Origin of the sequence: Vibrio bivalvicida, from assembly GCF_001399455.2 — a bacterium.
In the GTDB taxonomy this organism is placed as follows: Bacteria; Pseudomonadota; Gammaproteobacteria; order Enterobacterales; family Vibrionaceae; genus Vibrio; species Vibrio bivalvicida.
In genome coordinates this window covers 14,390-35,456 of sequence record NZ_LLEI02000026.1, presented here as the reverse complement: position 1 = coordinate 35,456, position 21,067 = coordinate 14,390, and the positions used below count along the sequence as shown (strand labels likewise).

Genomic DNA, 21,067 nt, shown 5'->3' with positions numbered 1-21,067 from the left:
AATTCTAGAAGAGCTGGATTTTTATAAGTATTTAAAGCTACCACAAAGCCAATAAAAGACAGTAAACGAACCCAAATAGTTGAGTCATAAGTCAATATAGCTATGCAGGCTGAGTAGTATGTAAAATTTATGTATTAATCTGTATTGCTATATGTGATGAATATCAATTAGTTGCATTTTGTTGGCTCTAAGGAATAGACGTTGAGAATGAAATGTAAGAGATTGTTTAGCTTATATAATTAGCTAACAACGTCAGGATATTAACAATATGGAAGAAAAACGTATCACTAACCCGGTTGAGTTTCAGGGAAAAGGGGGAGAGTTCTTCGGCATTTGGATAGTCAATGTTCTACTTTCTATTATAACATTGGGTATTTACTCAGCTTGGGCGAAGGTCCGAACAAAACGTTATTTCTACGGTAATACCTATATTAATGGTGATAACTTTGAATATCACGCCCAGCCGATGCAGATCCTCAAAGGACGTCTTGTCGCAATCGCGGTGCTGATCGCTTGGGGTGTGGCAAACGCCTTTTTCCCTGCTGTGAGTGCTGCTCTCCTTCTGGCTTTTTATGCTGCTCTTCCTTGGTTGTTATGGAGCAACGCTCGCTTTGATGCCGCGATGACAAGTTACCGCAATGTTCATTTCTCTTTTGATTCGTCTTTGAAAGAAGCGTATTTGTCGCTAATGGGGCGGGGCTTGGGTGCTTTGCTGGCCATGGCTGCTTATGTTGCGGTGATAGTCGCTGTGTCTAGTATCTCTAAAGTTGCCGCTACGGTATTGGGGATCGCGTCTTTGGTTTTCATGGCTGCGGTGTATGCATGGGTCGTGGTTGGCGCGCATAAGTATTTTGCTAACGGGTATCGATATGGAGATTGGAAGTTTAGTGCCGAACTGGAAACTGGCTTCTTTATTAAAACATACCTCAAAGCGATGGGATTAGGTATTGCCTTGACTATTGTCCTTGTTATTGCAATGTCTTTAACGGCATTCAATGGTTTTGATTTTTCGGCAATTCAGAATGGCGATTACAGTTCTTTGATGGGCACTTCTCAGTTTTCGGTATTCATTATTGGTTACCTAGGGCTCATCACTTTGACTATTGGTCTGACAGCGTACACAACGACACGAGTACGCAACTACGTCTTTGATCAGTTACAAGCTAAGTTAGATCAAGAGTCAGACAATTCCTACACTTTCAAATCGTCATTTACCGCAAGAGGGTATACAGGGCTGGTAATTACTAACTTTTTACTCCAGGTCGTCACGTTAAGTATTGCCAGACCATGGGTGATGATCCGCACTACGCGTTACGTTGCCGACAACACAGCCGTATTTGGTGATATGAGTGTACTAAAGGCGACAGACCAAGATTCAAATGTAAAATCTGCTGTATCGGATGAAGTAGCTCAAGCCTTTGATCTAGGAATTGGAATTAACTAATGCTGTTTGATGGGGTAGCGTTTCCACCCCGTAGCTCAGAGCGCCATCCTGCTCAACTGGATGTGACACAAGCTAACGCGTTAAGCTTGCGCGTTGACGGTAAAATCATCAGTTGTGATCAACAGTACGCCGACATCAGCGTTCCTGTTGGTAATCTTCCGGTGCGATTTAAGTTTCCCGATGGCTGGGTATTTGTTGTTGAAAGAACAGCAGAAGTCAGTCATTGGCTAGAGTGTAATCGTAGAAGCAGTAAGGTTGATAAGATAGAAGCCAACTGGATCGCGTGGTTGTTGTCGGCGTTTGTATGCATCGGTGTGGTGCTGGGCAGTTATTTCTATGTGCTGCCATGGGCCAGCGATAAGGTCGCAAAAACGATCCCTGACTATGTTGCCGTGGCGCTGGGCGATAAGATTCTCGAGAGCTTTGACAATAGCTGGCAAGAGAGTGAATTAAGCCCACAAGCGCAGCAAGAGATTCGCCAGCGTGTCACTCAACATGTCGCGCACCTCGAAGCGGTATCATATCCGGTTGAGGTGGTATTTCGTTCCTCAGAACTTGGTGCTAATGCTTTTGCGTTACCGGGCGGTAAAATAGTCTTACTCGATGATCTGGTCGCTTTAGCTGAGAATAAGCAGCAACTCGACAGCATTATTCTTCACGAGCTTGGTCATATTCATCATCGCCATATGATCAAGAAGTTGGTGCATTCTAGTTTACTTTCGGTTGGTGTTGCACTGTTAACTGGGGAAGGCTCAGGAGTGGTAGATAACTTAGCTGGTTTGGGGGTCTTCTTTATTTCTAATGGTCACTCTCGCGAGGCTGAACTGGAAGCTGACGCTTACGCTAGGCAAGCCATGCTGACTTTGTATGGTAGCAGTGAGCCTATGGCGGAAATGTTTGAACTTTTCAAACAGCAAGAAGTATTGGAACCACCAGAGTGGATGAGCACTCACCCCGACTTCGAGCAGCGTATCCAAGCTGCGCGTGAATAACAGAGACAAAAAAGGCAGCGAACTCGCTGCCTTTTTTTGTCAGTAATGCTGGCTTATTTACAGCGCAGCAATTGTAGTCTTCTGCTCTTCAAGTTTAGCTAGAGTTTCTTTGTAACCTTCTAGCTTCTCGCGCTCTTTTGCTACCACAGCTTCAGGAGCTTTAGCAACGAAACCTTCGTTACCTAGTTTGCCTTCGATGCGCTTTATTTCACCGTGAGTTTTCTTTATTTCGCCATCTAGACGAGCAAGCTCAGCGTCTTTATCGATCAGACCTGCCATTGGGATCATCAGTTCAGACTGACCCACTAGCTTAGTCGCACATGCTGGAGTCTCAGCACCATCAGCAAGAATCGTTAGGCTATCTAGCTTAGCAAGAGAGTTCAGAACAACCTTGTTTGCTTCGATACGCGCCGCGTCTTTCTCGCTAGCAACCTTGATCATCACTTCTAGGCCTTTGCTAGGCGCAATGTCGTATTCTGCACGTAGGTTACGGATAGCCGTGATGAAAGTCTTAACCCACTCGATGTCTTCTACGATCTCAGCGTTGAAGTTCTCTTCGTTAAACTGAGGAAGCGCTTGAGTCATGATAGTGTCGCCTTCAACACCGTCTACTAGTGGCTTAACGCTCTGCCAGATAGATTCAGTGATGTAAGGAAGCACTGGGTGAGCAAGACGTAGCGTCTTCTCTAGCACAGTGATCAGCATGTAGCGAGTCGCTTGTTGCTGAGCTTCTGTACCTTTCCAAAGGACGGGTTTAGTTAGTTCTAGGTACCAGTCACAGAATTGGTTCCAGATGAATTCGTAAAGCGTGTTCGCAGCCATGTCTAGACGGTAGTTGTCTAGGTGAGCGTTAAACTCTTTCGCTGCTAGTTCAAACTGAGATTCAATCCATTTGTCCGCTAGAGAGAATTCCATGTTTGCACGTTCTTCAGCCGACAGTGACATGCCACAATCGTGCTCTTCTGTATTCATCAGTACGTAACGGCTTGCGTTCCATAGCTTGTTACAGAAGTTTCGGTAACCCTCTAGACGTTTCATATCCCAGTTGATGTCACGGCCTGTCGAAGCCATAGCAGCAAGTGTGAAACGCAGTGCGTCAGTACCGTATGGTTCGATACCGTTTTCGAAAGTCTTACGTGTGTTCTTTTCGATCTTCTTCGCTAGCTGAGGCTGCATCATATTGCCACAACGCTTCTCTACTAGAGACTCAAGGTCGATACCATCGATCATGTCGATAGGGTCAAGTACGTTACCTTTAGACTTAGACATCTTGTCGCCGTTTTCGTCACGGATTAGGCCCGTTACGTAAACTGTCTTGAATGGTACTTGAGCTTTACCATTGTCATCTTTGTTGAAGTGCATAGTCATCATGATCATACGCGCAACCCAGAAGAAGATAATGTCGAAGCCCGTTACTAGCACGTCTGAAGGGTGGAATGTCTTCAGATCTTCAGTTTGCTCAGGCCATCCCTGAGTACCAAACGTCCATAGCGCAGAAGAGAACCATGTATCGAGTACATCGTCGTCTTGGCGAAGAACAACGACAGGTGCAAGGTTGTTGTTTGCACGTACTTCTTCTTCAGTACGACCTACATAAACATTGCCGTCGTTGTCGTACCAAGCAGGGATACGGTGACCCCACCAAAGCTGACGAGAGATACACCAGTCTTGAATGTCACGCATCCAAGAGAAGTACATGTTTTCGTATTGCTTAGGAACGAACTGGATCTCACCATCTTCAACCGCTTTAACAGCAGGTTCAGCAAGAGGTGCAGCACGTACGTACCATTGGTCAGTTAGCATTGGTTCGATAACTACGCCACCACGGTCACCGTAAGGTACTGTTAGGTCGTGATCTTTGATTTCATCAAGAAGACCTAGTTCTTCAAACTCAGCAACGATCGCTTTACGAGCAGCGAAACGCTCCATACCGTGGTATTTAGCTGGTAGCTCAGTAGAGTAAACATCGCTTGCTTCACCGTTAGTGGTGAATACTTCAGCCGCATCACGGATGTCTGCGTTGAACGTTAGGATGTTGATCATTGGTAGGTTGTTGCGCTTACCAACTTCGTAGTCATTGAAATCGTGCGCAGGGGTGATCTTCACACAACCTGTGCCTTTTTCCATATCTGCGTGCTCATCGCCTACGATAGGGATCAGACGGTTAACGACAGGAAGTAGGATCTCTTTACCGATAAGATCTTTGTAGCGAGGATCTTCTGGGTTTACAGCAACACCTGTGTCACCAAGCATGGTCTCAGGACGTGTTGTCGCAACAACAATGTAGTCTTTACCTTCCGCTGTCTTTACGCCGTTTGCTAGCGGGTAGCGGAAGTGCCACATGTGGCCTTTTTTGTCTTTGTTTTCAACTTCAAGATCAGAAATTGCAGTGTGCAGTTTAGGATCCCAGTTAACCAGACGTTTACCACGATAGATTAGGTCGTCTTCGTATAGACGTACGAAGACTTCTTGAACTGCGTTAGATAGGCCGTCATCCATTGTGAAGCGCTCACGGTCCCAATCTACAGATGCGCCTAGACGACGAAGCTGCTTAGTGATTGTACCGCCAGATTCGCCTTTCCATTCCCAGATTTTATCGATGAAAGCATCACGGCCGTAATCGTGTTTCGTTTTGCCTTCTTCAGCTGCAATTTTACGCTCTACAACCATCTGAGTAGCGATACCAGCGTGGTCAGTACCTACTTGCCAAAGGGTGTTTTTGCCCTTCATACGCTCAGCACGGATTAAAGTATCCATGATTGTATCTTGGAACGCGTGGCCCATATGTAGGCTACCAGTGACGTTCGGCGGCGGGATCATGATGCTGTAAGCTTCTTTAGTCGTGTCACCGTGTGGCTTAAAGTAGCCTTTCTCTTCCCAAGCTTGGTATAAAGCTTGCTCGATTGAAGTTGGGTTGTATGTTTTTTCCATAGCTATAGATATTCTGCAGATAGGTCTGGTTTAATTCTAAGTCAATCTTTATAAGTGAGGCATCTCTAATAAGATCGCCTTAACTATAAGGATTGACCGCTAGTTGTGTTTGATCTCGATCGTTTGTAGCTGATAACCAGCTTGGCGGTAGATTTTATATCTTTCTCGCGCCAGTTGCTTGGCTTTTTCTTCGCAAGGGACGAAGTCTACCACCTCAGCAAACTTGTTCGCAAAGGTTGTCTCATTTTCCGCTAAATTTATTATCAACTGCCTATTCCAAGATGGTTTAACCCCTTGGTAGCCAATTTCGATGTTGGTTCCATATCTTGGTCCTTCACCAACAAGATTATGAGCAACAAACTGTTTGGCGTCGACTTGCCAGAAAAACTCCGCAATTTGCTCAGCATGCGATTTATCGCTGCAATTGAGATAAACTTTAGCGCCTTGCTTGGCGAAGTGGTGTGCAAGAAATAACACATATAAGCCAAACCCTTCCGCATCCGCTTGAGGTGAGTCTGGGTTAATAATGTAAAATGTTGCGTTCGCCATAACTGCTCGCCTTTAGTCGAAACGACAGAGACTAGAAAATACAAAAAAGGGCCTAGCGGCCCTTTTTAAGACGGTGAGGATTATTCCTCTGTCTCTTGGCCACTGCGGTTTAGCAGGAACTGGACAAGCATTGAGACCGGGCGGCCAGTCGAGCCTTTCGCTGCACCTGATTTCCACGCAGTACCTGCGATATCGACGTGCGCCCAGTGATACTTTTTGGCGAACTTGGATAAGAAGCAACCTGCAGTGATAGTGCCACCTGGGCGACCACCAATGTTTGCCATATCAGCAAATGGGCTCTTCAACTGTTCGTGGTACTCGTCTGCCATAGGTAGACGCCATGCGCGGTCGCTTGCTTGCTCCGACGCATTGACAAGTTCGTGAGAAAGTGGGTTGTGGTTTGAGATAACGCCACTGATGTGATGACCTAGTGCAATAACACATGCACCAGTTAAGGTCGCAACGTCTACCACGCACTCAGGCTCGTAACGCTCAACGTAAGTTAGTGCATCACATAATACTAGGCGGCCTTCAGCATCGGTGTTAAGCACTTCTACTGTTTGACCAGACATCGTTGTCAGGATGTCACCTGGGCGGTAAGCATTGCTGCCTGGCATGTTTTCACAACCCGCAAGGATCGCGACGACGTTGATAGGTAGGTTGAGTTTAGCTAGTGCTTTCATGGTTCCGAATACAGATGCCGCACCACACATGTCGTACTTCATCTCATCCATACCTTCACCAGGCTTGAGTGAGATACCGCCTGAATCGAAAGTTAGCCCCTTACCAACCAGTACAATTGGTTTCGCTTCTGAGTCTGGGTTGCCCTTGTACTCCATGACAGACATCATAGATTCGTTCTTAGAGCCACGACCTACCGCTAGGTAAGAGGTCATGCCCAGCTTTTCCATCTCTTGCTCACCAATGATCTTGGTCGTTACTGTTTCGTAGTCGTCAGCTAGACGACGAGCTTGCGAAGCAAGGTAAGCAGGGTTGGCGATGTTCGGTGGCATGTTGCCAAGATCTTTTGATGCTTTAACACCAGAAGAGATGGCTAGACCGTGTGCGATCGCTTTCTCACCTAGGTTTAGCTCACGACGTGTTGGGACGTTAAACACAAGTTTACGTAGTGGTCGACGAGTCTCTGGCTTTTGGCTCTTGAATTGGTCGAAGGTGTACAGACCATCTTTTGTTGCTTCAACAGCTTGACGAACTTTCCAGTAAGTATCGCGCCCTTTAACGTGCAGCTCAGTGAGGAAACACACGGCTTCCATAGAACCTGTCTCGTTCAAAGTATTGATGGTTTTCTGGATGATCTCTTTGTACTGACGTTCACCCAATTCACGCTCTTTACCACAACCTACGAGTAAAACGCGCTCAGATAGGACGCCTGGTACTTGATGAAGCAGTAGCATCTGCCCCGGTTTTCCTTCTAGATCACCACGGCGAAGTAGTGAACTAATATAGCCATCGCTGATTTTATCTAGCTGCTCGGCAACTGGAGAAAGGCGACGTGGCTCGAACACGCCTACAACGATACATGCGCTGCGCTGTTTCTCTGGACTGCCACTTTTTACACTGAACTCCATGCGTACTCCTACATCCTGAAGACAAATAGAACTAAATGTTAGATAATGCAGTCTTACTTGTTGATTCCTTACTCGGAACTATCCTTAAATAAGCGCATTAACAGTTAGCCAAAAATTTAAAAAATAAAAGGTTCAACGGGAAATTATAGTGATTCAATTAAAAAAACAAGTTTTGTATAGGTAATTTCAGCGTGATTATTGTTAGATATTTGATCCGCGAGACACTCAAAAGCCAATTAGCGATATTTTTTATCCTGTTTTTAGTGTTCCTTAGCCAAAAATTGATCAAAGTTTTGGCCGATGCTACGGATGGAGACATTCCCGCCAGTTTGGTCATGCACTATGTTGCTTTAAGCATGCCTTCGATGGGACTGTTGATGTTGCCGTTGAGTCTTTTCTTAGGGATCTTGTTAACTTTCGGCCGTTTGTACGCTGAAAGTGAAATAACCGTGATGAATGCAACGGGGATCGGTAATAAGTTCTTGATCCGAGCTGCCTTGTACCTTGCCGTAATTACCGGTGTTGTCGCGGGCTTTAACTCATTCGTTTTTGCTCCTTATAGCCAAGACCAACTGGTTAAACTGCAAGAAGAAGTGGAAGCTGAGAACAGCGTCGACTTGCTTAAAAAAGGCCACTTCCAAGGTACACCAGACGGTTCTTCCGTAGTCTTCATTGACGATATTGACGGTAAGAAGCTCAAGCATGTATTTGTTGCTCAAATGCGTCCACGTGACTCGATTTTACCGAGCGTTTCTTTCTCTCAATCAGGTGAAGTGAAAGAGTTGAGCGATGGTCGACAAGTGATTCGTATGTATGATGGCACTCGCTATGAAGGGGTTCCAACACGTGTTGATTATATGGTGACCGATTTCGACCAGTACGAAGGACTGATTGGTCAGCGTGATGTGAAACCAAAAGGTCGTGACTGGGAAGCTATTTCAACTCTCAAACTACTAAAGAACTCAGATCCTCGCGCCCAAGCCGAAGTTCAATGGCGTATCTCACTGGTGATTTGTATTCCACTGTTGACTATGTTGGTAGTACCGCTTTCGGCAGTTAACCCACGTCAGGGGCGATTTGCAAAAATGGGCCCTGCGATATTGATCTATCTTGCTTACTTCTTGGCGATTAGTGCCACTAAGTCAGCGATAGAAGACGGTTCTATTCCGACCTTCATTGGGATGTGGCCTATTAATGCCGCGCTACTATTGACTGCAATTGGTATTAACTCAATGGACAGTATTCCTGTTCGTCGCTTCAAAGACAAACTAAGACAAAGAAAAAAGGCAGCGTAAGTCGTGTTTAAGATTCTCGATCTCTACATAGGTAGAACTATTATCGCCACGTCATCTTTGGTGCTGGCAACCTTTGTCGGCCTCTCTGCCATCATTAAATACGTCGAACAGTTGCGTAAGGTGGGTGAGGGTACTTATGACTTGTTGCAGGCTTTGCTGTTTGTTTTGCTAAGTATTCCACGTGATATTGAGATGTTTTTCCCAATGGCGGCACTGCTTGGAGCCTTGATCGGTCTTGGCATGCTAGCTTCTAGCTCTGAGCTGGTAGTTATGCAAGCGGCAGGTTTCTCGAAGTTAGACATTGGTTTATCGGTACTGAAAACCGCAATTCCACTAATGATTATGGTGACCTTGCTCGGTCAATGGGGAGCCCCTCAAGCTCAGAAAGCGGCACGTGACTTACGTGCATTTGCGACCTCTGGCGGGGCGATTATGTCAGTGCGAACTGGGGTTTGGGCACGTGATGCCAATGACTTTATCTTTATCGGTAAGGTCGAAGACGACAAGATCTATGGCATGAACATGTGGCGTTACGACGAAAACAAGCGCTTGGAAAGTGTGGTTTATGCAGCAGAAGTGGAGTATGTGTCTGATAACACTTGGATGATGAAAGACGTCCAAGTGACAGAAATGGTTGATGAGGTAGAAATCTCTAAGCAAAGTCTACCAAAATATAGTTGGACGACCTCTTTGGCTCCAGACAAACTTGCGGTGGTCACCGTTAAACCAGAAGAGCTATCACTCGGAGGTTTGTACGATTACGTCACCTACCTGAAAGCGTCTGAGCAAGATCCGTCACGCTATGAACTGGCTTTTTGGCGTAAAGTAACTCAGCCATTTTCAATTGCAGTGATGATGTTGATGGCGTTGTCATTTATCTTTGGTCCACTGCGCAGTGTGACCATGGGGGCACGTATTCTATCGGGCGTTGTAGCTGGGTTTACTTTCTATATTTCGAGTGAGTTCTTTGGCCCACTCAGTTTGGTCTATAACATCCCGCCAGTGTTTGGTGCTGTGATGCCAAGTATCGTGTTTTTAACTGTTGCATTGATGCTATTACGCAGGAAGCTTTAAGCTTAAGACTTTTACAATAAAGAAAACGGCAGCCAATCCAATTGGCTGCCGTTTTGTTTTTATGGCATTAGTTATTACATCAATTTTTTCAGTCGATAAAGTTCTTCTAGTGCCTGCCTTGGTGTTAGGTCATCAGGGTCTATTGCAGAAAGCGCTTCTTCAACCTCACTTGGCTCTGGGATCAGGCTAAGTTGGTTGGCGATGTCTACTGCGCTTGAACGAGGTGAACCTTCACCTTCTTGGCCCAATTGTTCCAGCTGTGTCAGCTTAGCGCGCGCGTTTTTAATCACACTCTTAGGTACACCCGCTAAACCTGCAACGGCAAGACCGTAAGACTTACTTGCAGCCCCTTCTTGGACTGCGTGCATGAAGGCAATGCTGTCACCATGTTCGACCGCATCTAGGTGAACGTTTGCTAAGTGTGGGATCTGGTTGGGTAGCTCGGTCAACTCAAAGTAGTGGGTGGCAAACAAGGTCATTGAACCAAGCTCTTTAGCTAGCCACTCGGCACTGGCCCAAGCGAGAGAAAGGCCGTCATAAGTACTGGTGCCACGACCGATTTCATCCATCAGTACCAAGCTGTTGGCTGTTGCGTTATGTAGAATGTTAGCCGTTTCTGTCATCTCAACCATAAAGGTAGAGCGTCCAGAGGCGAGATCGTCAGAAGCACCAATACGGGTAAAAATGCGATCTATCGAGCCTATTTGAGCCGATTCGGCAGGCACATAAGAACCTATGTGTGCCATCAGCGCAATCAACGCAGTTTGGCGCATATATGTTGATTTACCGCCCATGTTCGGACCAGTAATGATCAACATTTTACGTTGCGGGTTTAGCTCAATTGGGTTGGCAATAAATGGGTCATCCATAACTTGCTCAACCACAGGGTGACGACCTGCTTGAATATGGATGCCCGCTTCTTTAGCCAAAGTTGGACGACAGTAATCTAGGCTGTCTGCACGTTCCGCTAAGTTTTGCAGTACATCGATTTGCGACACCGCAGAAGCGACGTTTTGCATTTGTTCTAGGTGAGGCATTAAGAGATCAAATAGCTCTTCCCATAGTTGCTTTTCCAGAGCGAGTGCTTTCGATTTAGAGTTAAGCACTTTATCTTCATGCTCTTTGAGCTCAGGAATAATGTAACGCTCGGCGTTTTTTAGTGTCTGACGGCGAACATAATGAGGAGGAACGAGATGGCTTTGACCACGGCTGACTTGGATAAAGAAGCCATGTACATTGTTGTAGCCCACTTTTAGGCTGTCGATACCGTGTCGTTCACGCTCGTCCTGCTCCATTTGTTCGAGGTACTCGGTGGCACCGTCAGCCAATTTACGCCACTCATCGAGCTCTGAGTTATAGCCTTCGGCAATCACCCCTCCATCGCGGATGACGACAGGTGGATTGTCTTTAATTGCTCGTTCTAACAGCTCGCACACTTCATCCATTGGTGCTGCATATTGCGCCAGTTTCACTAAGTATGGGTGGGCTAGTGATCCCATTGACTCTGCCAGCTCAGGCAGTTGCTGCATGGCAAAACGAAGGCGAGCCATATCTCGTGGCCTCGCACTGCGCAGAGCTAAGCGAGCCAGAATACGTTCAATGTCACCAACCTGCTTAAGTACAGGGTGAAGGTCGGCGAACAGAGACATCTCTTTCAGCTCAGAAATTGCATCTAAACGATGATTTAGAGTATCGATATCGCGCATTGGTTGGTGTAACCAACGCTTTAGCATGCGACTGCCCATTGCAGTGGCTGTGTGATCGAGCACTTCAGCTAAAGTGTTGTCGGTCCCACCGGCAAGATTATGAGTAATTTCCAAGTTGCGTCGCGTCGCTGCATCCAAAATGACAGAGTGATCTTGTCTGTCAAAAGTGAGTGAGCGAATGTGTGGTAGTGCGGTACGTTGGGTATCTTTGACATATTGGATCAAACAACCTGCCGCGCATAGACCTAGGTTGGCATGCTCAACCCCAAAGCCAACTAAATCGCGAGTACCAAACTGTTGGTTTAATTGCTGCTTAGCGGTATCGAGTTCGAACTCCCAAACTGGGCGACGGCGGTTACCATTGCGAGAAGACATTAGATGGACAGGTTCAAAGTCTTCCGGGAACAGCAGTTCACGTGGTGAGGTGCGTTGTAACTCTGCAGCCATCGCTTCTTCGGTTTGCGGCTCCATCAATTGGAATCGACCTGAAGTGACATCTAAGGTGGCATAACCAAATTTGCCGTCGTGATAATAGATAGCGGCAATAAGGTTATCTAAACGCTCAGACAGTAGTGCTTCGTCGGTCACAGTACCTGGCGTAACAATGCGGATGACAGCACGCTCTACAGGCCCCTTACTTGTGGCTGGATCGCCGATCTGCTCACATATAGCAACAGATTCGCCGAGTTGAACCAGCTTTGCCAGATAACCTTCCACGGCATGAAATGGTACACCCGCCATAGGGATGGGTTCGCCAGCAGAAGCGCCTCGCTTAGTCAGTGAAATATCGAGTAGTTGAGATGCTCGCTTAGCATCATCGTAGAAAAGCTCGTAGAAATCCCCCATACGATAAAACAGCAAGATATCTGGGTTCTCAGCTTTGAGCTTGAGATATTGCTGCATCATGGGCGTGTGTTTTTGCTTTTCTTTTTCAGGTAACGCTTTCACAGTTGGGATCTTTCGTTTATTTCTATTGCGGCTTAGGATACGTCAATAGCCAAAGGGCGAAAAGGTGTAATAAGGGGTTTTAGACATGGAATCACAGCAAACTTTGTCACAGCAGCTAGGTGCGTTGCTAAATCATCATAAATTAGTTATGACTACTGCGGAATCTTGTACTGGTGGCGGTGTTTCTGCGGCAATTACCGACATTGCGGGCAGCTCAGCTTGGTTTGATCGTGCATTTATCACCTATAGCAATGAAGCCAAGATGGAGATGCTAGGTGTATCAGCAGCAACACTCGAGCAATTTGGTGCTGTCAGTGAACAGACAGTCGTTGAGATGGTTGAGGGCGCAATCCATAACTCAAATGCCAATATTGGTGTTTCAATTAGTGGCATCGCAGGCCCAGGTGGAGGCACAGAGTTAAAACCAGTAGGAACCGTTTGTTTTGCTTGGGCCGATTCAATTGGTTGGAAAAAAGTCGAAACACTGTGCTTATCAGGTGACCGCGCACAAGTTCGTCAACAGGCGGTTGAACATGCCTTAAAAGTACTGCACGCAGAATTGCTCGCAAGAGATATCTGAACAACCTAAAATTTTAAATACCTTTAAAATTAGGACGATATCACCAAAAGTTAAAAAAAAGCCATACAGGTATGGACACTGTATGAATCAACAGTATAATGACTTGCATTGATTGTTCAGTAACATGGCTGAACGGAAGAATTAGATTGATAATCATCAGCACGAAATAGATGAGTCATTTGGAGAAAGTGATGAACGAGAACAAACAGAAAGCACTTGCCGCTGCGCTAGGTCAGATTGAAAAGCAATTTGGTAAAGGTTCAATCATGCGCCTAGGTGATAACCGCGCAATGGATGTAGAAACAATCTCTACAGGTTCACTTTCTTTGGATATCGCATTAGGTGCTGGTGGTCTTCCGATGGGCCGTATCGTAGAAATCTACGGCCCAGAATCATCAGGTAAAACGACGCTAACACTTGAGTGTATTGCTGCAGCGCAAAAGCAAGGTAAAACTTGTGCCTTTATCGATGCGGAACACGCACTTGATCCAGTTTATGCTAAGAAGCTAGGTGTTGATATTGATGCTCTACTAGTTTCTCAGCCAGATACGGGTGAACAAGCTTTAGAGATTTGTGACGCATTAGCACGTTCAGGTGCTATCGACGTAATGGTTGTCGACTCGGTTGCAGCGCTTACTCCAAAAGCAGAAATTGAAGGTGAAATGGGCGATAGCCACATGGGTCTTCAAGCGCGTATGCTTTCTCAAGCTATGCGTAAGCTAACAGGTAACCTAAAGCAATCTAACTGTATGTGTATCTTCATCAACCAAATCCGTATGAAGATTGGAGTGATGTTTGGTAACCCTGAAACAACCACGGGTGGTAACGCACTTAAGTTCTACGCATCTGTTCGTCTTGATATTCGCCGCACTGGTTCTATCAAAGAAGGTGACGAAGTTGTCGGTAACGAAACTCGCATCAAGGTAGTTAAGAACAAGATCGCTGCACCGTTTAAACAAGCTGAAACGCAAATCCTGTATGGCCAAGGCTTTAACCGTGAAGGTGAGCTTATCGACCTCGGTGTTAAGAACAAGCTTATTGAGAAAGCAGGTGCTTGGTACAGCTACAACGGTGATAAGATTGGTCAAGGTAAAGCGAATGCAGGTAAGTTCCTACGTGAAAACCCTGAAGCAGCAAAGACTATCGATACTAAACTACGTGAATTGTTGCTTTCGCCAGCTGAAGTTCAGCCAGATGATGCTGAACTAGGCCAAATGCCAGAGCAAGAAGAACTGTAACACTACTTTTTGAATAGAAAGCCCTGCTTATGCGGGGCTTTGTCGTATTTAGAATATGAGAATTTAATCCGACATGTTTCAACGAAAACCCCCAACACTATCGAGTAAAGAAGCAGCGATTCAACTACTCAGTCGCCGCGATCATGGTGAGTATGAGATGTATCAGAAGCTCAGCTTGAAAGGTTACGAAGATGACGCTATTCAAGAGGCGATCAATTTTTGCTTAGATAATAATTATTTAGATGATCTTCGTTACGCTAAAAGCCAAGTGAGACAGCATGTCTATAAAGGACATGGTGAGCGCCGCATTCGCCAAGAGCTGAATCAAAAGCGAGTTGCAGAATCAGTGATTGAAAAAGCCATAGAAGAAGAGCCGCAAGATTGGTTTGAACTCGCTAAAAGTGCTGCAGAGAAGAAATTTAAAGGAATGCAAGCGAAAGACCAAAAAGAGTACGCCAAACAGGTGCGCTTTCTCCAGTATCGAGGCTATAGCTTTGAGCAAATCAGCTATGCACTCAGCTCAGAAAGCGAGGATTGAAAGTTAAAACTCCCTTCAATTTGACTATTTAGTTTCAATTCCTCAAGCGAAAAGCTCTTTTCTACAAGAAAACTAGTCGTAGCGCTAACCATGATCTACAATAGCGCAAAATTCTAACTCGACTATTTTCAGGAAGAGCTGCATGTACATGAGCACTGATGAGGTTCGTAACGCGTTCCTTAAGTTCTTTGAAAGCAAAGGACACCAAATCGTAGACAGTTCATCGTTGGTTCCGCATAACGATCCGACCCTGCTATTTACAAACGCAGGTATGAACCAATTTAAAGATTGCTTCTTAGGCGCCGAAAAACGTGCCTACACACGAGCAACTACGGCTCAGCGTTGTGTACGTGCGGGTGGTAAACATAACGACTTAGAGAACGTTGGCTTCACAGCTCGTCACCACACTTTCTTCGAAATGCTAGGTAACTTTAGCTTTGGTGATTACTTCAAAGAAGACGCGATTGCTTTTGCTTGGGAATTTCTAACGGAAACTCTACAACTACCAAAAGATCGTCTGTTGGTTACGGTATACGAGACAGATGACGAAGCATTCGATATCTGGAACAAGAAAGTAGGCGTGCCTGCTGATCGTATCGTACGCATCGGCGATAAAGAAGGCGGTAAGCAGTTCGAATCAGATAACTTCTGGACAATGGGTGACACAGGTCCTTGTGGTCCATGTACTGAGATTTTCTACGATCACGGTGAGCATATCTGGGGTGGTCGTCCTGGTACACCTGAAGAAGACGGTGACCGTTTCATTGAGATCTGGAACAACGTATTTATGCAGTTCAACCGTCATGCCGACGGCACAATGGAGCCACTACCTAAGCCTGCTGTTGATACAGGTATGGGTATTGAGCGCATTTCTGCAATCATGCAAGGCGTTCACTCAAACTACGAAATCGATGTATTTCAAAAGCTAATTAAAGCGACAGCAGAGATCGTTGGTCACGAAGACCTATCGAACCAATCGCTACGCGTGATTGCTGACCACATCCGCTCTTGTTCATTCCTTATCGCTGATGGTGTGATGCCTTCAAACGAAGGTCGCGGTTACGTCCTGCGTCGTATTATTCGTCGCGCAGTTCGTCACGGTAACAAGCTTGGTGCACAAGGCGTATTCTTCCACAAACTTGTGGGCGTACTTGCTGAAGTCATGGGTAGCGCTGCTGAAGAACTTAAGAAACAGCAAGAGCTTGTTGAGAAAGTACTTCGCATCGAAGAAGAGAACTTTGGTCGCACACTAGAGCGTGGCATGGTTATCCTTAATGAAGCACTAGATGCACTAGAAGGCAAAGAGCTGGACGGTGAAACAGTATTTAAGCTTTACGACACTTACGGCTTCCCTGCTGACCTAACTAACGATGTGGCTCGTGAGCGTGAATTTGCGATTGACGAAGCTGGTTTTGAGAAAGCGATGGAAGAGCAGCGTCAACGTGCTCGTGAAGCGGGTCAATTCGGTACTGACTACAACGCAACTATTAAGTCTGACGTAGACTCAGAGTTCTGTGGTTACGTAGGTACTCAAGGTAAGAGCAACGTAGCAGAAATTTTCGTTGAAGGTGATGCGGCTGAATCTCTATCGGCGGGTGATAAAGCAATCATCATCCTTGGTGAAACGCCATTTTACGCAGAATCAGGTGGTCAGTGTGGTGATGCTGGTGTGCTTAAAACTGAATCTGGTCTATTCAAAGTGGAAGATACTCAGAAGCTAGGTAATGCAATCGCGCACCACGGTGTTCTTACAGAAGGCGTTCTAGCGAAAGGTGATGAGGTAGAGGCGACTGTTGATGCTGAGCGTCGTGCATCGATCTCTCTCAACCACTCTGCAACTCACTTATTACACGCAGCGCTACGTTCAGTACTGGGTGAGCACGTTACGCAGAAAGGCTCGCTAGTTAAACCTGAAAACCTACGTTTCGATTTCTCACACCTAGAAGCGGTAACTCCAGCAGAGCTAAAAGAAGTTGAGCGCCTAGTGAATGCTCAAGTTCGTCGCAATCACGTTATTGAAACTAACGTAATGGACATCGAGTCAGCAAAGCAGAAAGGTGCAATGGCACTATTCGGCGAAAAGTATGATGATGAGGTTCGCGTTCTATCAATGGGTGAGTTCTCTACCGAACTTTGTGGTGGTATCCACGCATCAAACACGGGTGATATTGGCCTATTCAAGATCACTTCTGAAGGTGGTATCGCAGCAGGTATCCGCCGTATCGAAGCTGTAACAGGTGAAGCGGCACTAGATGCAATCGAAGCTCAACAAGCTAAGTTCGAAGAGAAGCTTGTTGAGTCGGCGCAAAAAGCTAAATCGCTAGAGAAAGAAATTCAGAAACTTAAAGACAAGATGGCTGCAGCGGAAAGCGCAAACATCATGGGTAAAGTTCAGGATATCAACGGTACTAAAGTATTGGTAGCGGCTCTAGAAGGCGCTGATAACAAGAACCTACGTACCATGGTTGATGACATCAAAAACCAAGTCGGTAGCGGCGTGATTCTGCTGGCTAACATCAACGACGATAAGATTGGCCTAATTGCTGGCGTGACTAAAGATCTTATTGGCAAAGTAAAAGCGGGCGACCTAGTTAAGATGGTCGCTGAGCAAGTTGGTGGTAAAGGTGGTGGTCGTCCAGATATGGCTCAAGCAGGTGGCACGGACGTTGCTGCTCTGCCTGATGCTATTCAGTCTGTGCAACCATGGCTAGAAGAACGTCTGTAATTAAAAATTGAACTATTATTACGCTCAATCAGTTATTTGATTGAGCGTAATTTTTTTCTGACAACCAAGTGCTTTAATTGATGCTCACAATGAACATCAAGTAAGTCACTTGGTTTTTGTTATAACTACCACAAGTAATATTCAACATATTGAATGTGGTTCGAATGAGACTTTGGTCTTGGGAAGGTGAAGACTGGTGAAAAAGCCCCTTATCGTGCAAAAGTTTGGCGGAACTTCTGTGGGTTCAATTGAAAGAATCCATAAGGTTGCTGAACACATCATAAAGGCGAAAAATGATGGTACTCAAGTTGTCGTAGTCGTATCGGCAATGTCTGGTGAAACAAACAGATTAATGGACTTGGCTAAGCAGGTAGACAGTGTACCTACTGCCCGAGAACTTGATGTTTTGCTCTCTGCTGGTGAACAGGTGTCGATGGCACTGCTTGCAATGGCTCTGAATAAACTTGGCTATGCGGCACGTTCACTTACCGGAGCACAAGCGAGCATTGTGACGGACAACCAACACAATGACGCAACGATTAAACATATTGAGATGACTGCGATAACTCAACTCCTTGAACAGGATCAAATAGTGATAGTCGCAGGTTTTCAAGGTGTGAATGATAACGGGGATATCACTACACTTGGTCGAGGAGGCTCTGATACCAGCGCAGTTACGCTGGCAGGTGCGCTCAATGCTGACGAATGCCAGATTTTTACTGATGTAGATGGCATCTATACTTGTGACCCGCGCGTGGTTTCTAATGCAAAGAAGCTTGATGTGATCGATTTCCCTTCGATGGAAGAGATGGCACGTAAAGGCGCTAAAGTTCTGCATCTACCTTCAGTCCAGTATGCATGGAAAAACAATGTACCTTTGCGGGTACTATCGACATTCGATGTCAACGCTGGCAGCTTGGTTAAAGGTGAAGAGTGCCAGTCTGCGGTGTGTGGCGTCGCTATTCAACGCGATATGTGTTTGATCAGAATTGAAAAAGATGCCTTAGCCAGTATGAAAAAACAGTGCCAGATGCTAGGCGCCACAATTTGGAATGTGATCGAGCATGCAGAATGGATAGGTGTAGTGATAAAACACGACGCTTATGCAAAACTGGAACTGGTTTTCGGTGACAAAATCCGTAATAGTGACTCAGTAAGCTTACTAACAGCAGTTGGTCTACATGTCGAAGGACTGGTTGAAAGATCATACGCGTTGTTGACGGAGCAGGGGATTGAGGTTGAGCACTACGCAGTTAATCCACAATCTTTGATGCTTGTCCTGTTACCAGAATGTGTCGACAAAGCGGCTAACATACTGCATGATGCTTACATAACTTCTGCGGAGGCAGTCGACTGCCGACAAAAACATGCCTTTTTAGGCTAGATTCGAGCCACAATAGAGTTTACGAAAATATAACTTTTGTTGGATAATAGCCGCGTAGCAAGATAAATCAGAGATTACTCAAGGAGCACAGAATGCTAATTTTAACTCGCCGCGTTGGCGAAACTCTCATGATCGGTGATGAAGTAACAGTAACTGTACTAGGTGTTAAAGGTAACCAAGTACGTATTGGTGTAAATGCACCTAAAGAAGTGTCTGTTCACCGTGAAGAAATCTACATGCGCATTCAGGCAGAAAAAGGTAATGGTAACGTTGCATCAGGCAACTACTAATTACACGAAGAGGCTGACATTTTGTCAGCCTTTTTTGTGCGGCAAAGGCAACTAAACATAGGAAAAAGAGCGAATTAACATCGCTTTGATTAAATAGCCAACGGTTGAATGACTTTTTGCTATTTTTGCCAAGAAAATGTTTGACATATTTTTGGTAAATCGTAATATGTGCCTCCGCAAGACGGTGAGGTGGCCGAGAGGCTGAAGGCGCTCCCCTGCTAAGGGAGTATACGGTTTGTAGCCGTATCGAGGGTTCGAATCCCTCCCTCACCGCCATTCTTGCTTCTTCCTCGGAAGAATTGTTCTTCGGAACAGCTTTAAAACAACTTTCTTTAGCAAGAAAGCATAGCGCGTCCTTAGCTCAGCTGGATAGAGTACCTGGCTACGAACCAGGCGGTCGGAGGTTCGTCCTTAGCTCAGCTGGATAGAGTACCTGGCTACGAACCAGGCGGTCGGAGGTTCGAATCCTCCAGGACGCGCCACTCTTTAGGGTTTCTTTTTATCAAAGTCATCCTGATATTGACTTGGAGTTGATATCAAAATCGCGCGTCCTTAGCTCAGCTGGATAGAGTACCTGGCTACGAACCAGGCGGTCGGAGGTTCGAATCCTCCAGGACGCGCCACTCTTTAGGGTTTCTTTTTATCAAAGTCATCCTGATATTGACTTGGAGTTGATATCAAAATCGCGCGTCCTTAGCTCAGCTGGATAGAGTACCTGGCTACGAACCAGGCGGTCGGAGGTTCGAATCCTCCAGGACGCGCCACTCTTTAGGGTTTCTTTTTATCAAAGTCATCCTGATATTGACTTAGAGTTGATATCAAAATCGCGCGTCCTTAGCTCAGCTGGATAGAGTACCTGGCTACGAACCAGGCGGTCGGAGGTTCGAATCCTCCAGGACGCGCCACTCTTTAGGGTTTCTTTTTACGAAAGTCATCCTGATATTGACTTAGAGTTGATATCAAAATTGCGCGTCCTTAGCTCAGCTGGATAGAGTACCTGGCTACGAACCAGGCGGTCGGAGGTTCGAATCCTCCAGGACGCGCCACTTATTTTAAAGCCCTGCTAGAAATAGCAGGGCTTTTTTTGTTAACGCCGTTGTAACATTATTGAAACAATGATTTTACAAGTTATTGTTTATTAAACTCTTTTCTTATTTCTTTTAAGCCTATCGCAGTAATGCCCTATGTTTTGGCATAACGTCATAAAACACGCAGTTATTTATGCTTATATGCAGATGTATTGCAGATTTATGTGATTTGTGTGACGAATAATTCCCTAGATTTGTGCAATATCCTCAATAGCACCTTAAACAAAATTGACAAAGTTTAACCAATCGAGATAATCCTAGACCTCTTGTCAGGATTTTACTGCATGTTCAGGCAACAAGAGTGCTAGCAAGATGCTGGCTAAATTTAGCGTTGAGCAATGAAAAACACGATGTTTTTAGCGATATAGCTAATGCTGTTGTCAGGATGACAAAGAAAGGATGCAAAAATGGATAATATTGGAAGCCTGCTAGTAGATGCTGCAACCCTGATGCTTACAGGGATGGCTGTAGTATTTATATTCCTCACTATTCTCGTCTATCTCGTTCGGTTGATGTCAAAACTGGTACCACAAGAAGTACCTGAACCGATCGCGACACCTATTCAAAATAACAAAGTACAATCACCATCTTCTGCTGTTAGCCCGAAGGTAGTTGCGGCGATCTCCGCAGCGGTACATCAGTATCGTACCTCTACCGCTAAGTAGCATTTGACAGGATTAAAAGGAGTTAATGAGC

Annotated in this window: 15 protein-coding genes and 5 tRNA genes; 16 read left to right on the top strand and 4 right to left on the bottom strand. The window is 45.6% G+C overall.

The features are described 5' to 3' along the window. Positions 1–268: 268 nt before the first annotated feature. Both APB76_RS09935 and APB76_RS09930 read left to right on the top strand, forming a co-directional pair. Entirely contained in the window at positions 269–1,444 is a 1,176-nt protein-coding gene (locus APB76_RS09935; protein WP_054962769.1) for a YjgN family protein, read from the top strand. Next, a complete protein-coding gene (locus APB76_RS09930; protein ID WP_054962768.1) occupies positions 1,444–2,436 on the top strand; it encodes a M48 family metallopeptidase in 993 nt (330 codons plus the stop codon). The genes APB76_RS09935 and APB76_RS09930 overlap by 1 nt, the downstream gene beginning before the upstream one ends. A gap of 57 nt (positions 2,437–2,493) precedes the next feature. On the opposite strand, the gene APB76_RS09925 is transcribed toward APB76_RS09930, so the two are convergent. The 3 genes from APB76_RS09925 to pepA form a co-directional block, all read right to left on the bottom strand. Then, on the bottom strand, positions 2,494–5,367 hold the full coding sequence (locus APB76_RS09925; protein WP_054962767.1) for a valine--tRNA ligase: 2,874 nt from the start codon (positions 5,365–5,367) through the stop codon (positions 2,494–2,496). Between the two features lie 99 nt (positions 5,368–5,466). Continuing rightward, on the bottom strand, positions 5,467–5,916 hold the full coding sequence (locus APB76_RS09920) for a DNA polymerase III subunit chi (RefSeq protein ID WP_049844356.1): 450 nt from the start codon (positions 5,914–5,916) through the stop codon (positions 5,467–5,469). A gap of 80 nt (positions 5,917–5,996) precedes the next feature. Next, positions 5,997–7,505 (bottom strand): leucyl aminopeptidase, encoded by a 1,509-nt coding sequence (gene pepA / locus APB76_RS09915; RefSeq protein WP_049844355.1) that lies wholly within the window; start codon positions 7,503–7,505, stop codon positions 5,997–5,999. Between the two features lie 191 nt (positions 7,506–7,696). Here pepA and lptF point away from each other — a divergent pair, with 191 nt between their 5' ends. Beyond that, positions 7,697–8,800, top strand: coding sequence for an LPS export ABC transporter permease LptF (gene lptF, locus APB76_RS09910; RefSeq protein ID WP_049844354.1), 1,104 nt, complete (start codon positions 7,697–7,699; stop codon positions 8,798–8,800). Positions 8,801–8,803: 3 nt separating this feature from the next. After that, positions 8,804–9,874: an LPS export ABC transporter permease LptG gene (gene lptG, locus APB76_RS09905; protein WP_049844353.1), complete on the top strand. Its 1,071-nt coding sequence runs from the start codon at positions 8,804–8,806 to the stop codon at positions 9,872–9,874. 74 nt (positions 9,875–9,948) lie between these two features. Here the strand turns inward: lptG and mutS are convergent, their stop codons facing one another. Next, positions 9,949–12,486 carry a DNA mismatch repair protein MutS gene (gene mutS, locus APB76_RS09900; protein WP_054962821.1) on the bottom strand — a complete coding sequence of 846 codons (2,538 nt, stop codon included), beginning with the start codon at positions 12,484–12,486 and terminating at the stop codon, positions 9,949–9,951. Between the two features lie 127 nt (positions 12,487–12,613). On the opposite strand from mutS, the gene APB76_RS09895 reads away from it, so the two are divergent. The 12 genes from APB76_RS09895 (at position 12,614) to APB76_RS09835 (ending at position 21,036) form a co-directional block, all read left to right on the top strand. Continuing rightward, complete coding sequence (locus tag APB76_RS09895) at positions 12,614–13,108, top strand: CinA family protein (RefSeq protein WP_049844352.1); 495 nt, start codon at positions 12,614–12,616, stop codon at positions 13,106–13,108. 191 nt (positions 13,109–13,299) lie between these two features. Continuing rightward, complete coding sequence (gene recA / locus APB76_RS09890; RefSeq protein WP_049844351.1) at positions 13,300–14,346, top strand: recombinase RecA; 1,047 nt, start codon at positions 13,300–13,302, stop codon at positions 14,344–14,346. A gap of 73 nt (positions 14,347–14,419) precedes the next feature. Continuing rightward, positions 14,420–14,884, top strand: coding sequence for a recombination regulator RecX (gene recX, locus APB76_RS09885; protein WP_054962766.1), 465 nt, complete (start codon positions 14,420–14,422; stop codon positions 14,882–14,884). A 142-nt stretch (positions 14,885–15,026) separates the two neighbouring features. After that, positions 15,027–17,609 carry an alanine--tRNA ligase gene (alaS, locus tag APB76_RS09880; protein WP_049844350.1) on the top strand — a complete coding sequence of 861 codons (2,583 nt, stop codon included), beginning with the start codon at positions 15,027–15,029 and terminating at the stop codon, positions 17,607–17,609. A 196-nt stretch (positions 17,610–17,805) separates the two neighbouring features. After that, positions 17,806–18,993 (top strand): aspartate kinase, encoded by a 1,188-nt coding sequence (locus tag APB76_RS09875; RefSeq protein ID WP_054962765.1) that lies wholly within the window; start codon positions 17,806–17,808, stop codon positions 18,991–18,993. 92 nt (positions 18,994–19,085) lie between these two features. Then, a complete protein-coding gene (gene csrA / locus APB76_RS09870) occupies positions 19,086–19,283 on the top strand; it encodes a carbon storage regulator CsrA (protein ID WP_004415691.1) in 198 nt (65 codons plus the stop codon). A gap of 183 nt (positions 19,284–19,466) precedes the next feature. Beyond that, positions 19,467–19,559: transfer RNA gene (locus tag APB76_RS09865), tRNA-Ser, on the top strand. 270 nt (positions 19,560–19,829) lie between these two features. Next, a tRNA-Arg gene (locus tag APB76_RS09855) sits at positions 19,830–19,906 on the top strand. A 64-nt stretch (positions 19,907–19,970) separates the two neighbouring features. Further along, positions 19,971–20,047: transfer RNA gene (locus tag APB76_RS09850), tRNA-Arg, on the top strand. 64 nt (positions 20,048–20,111) lie between these two features. Continuing rightward, positions 20,112–20,188 (top strand) — tRNA-Arg (locus tag APB76_RS09845). A gap of 64 nt (positions 20,189–20,252) precedes the next feature. Beyond that, a tRNA-Arg gene (locus tag APB76_RS09840) sits at positions 20,253–20,329 on the top strand. Positions 20,330–20,778: 449 nt separating this feature from the next. Further along, positions 20,779–21,036 (top strand): oxaloacetate decarboxylase subunit gamma, encoded by a 258-nt coding sequence (locus tag APB76_RS09835; protein ID WP_004748148.1) that lies wholly within the window; start codon positions 20,779–20,781, stop codon positions 21,034–21,036. Positions 21,037–21,067: the final 31 nt, after the last annotated feature.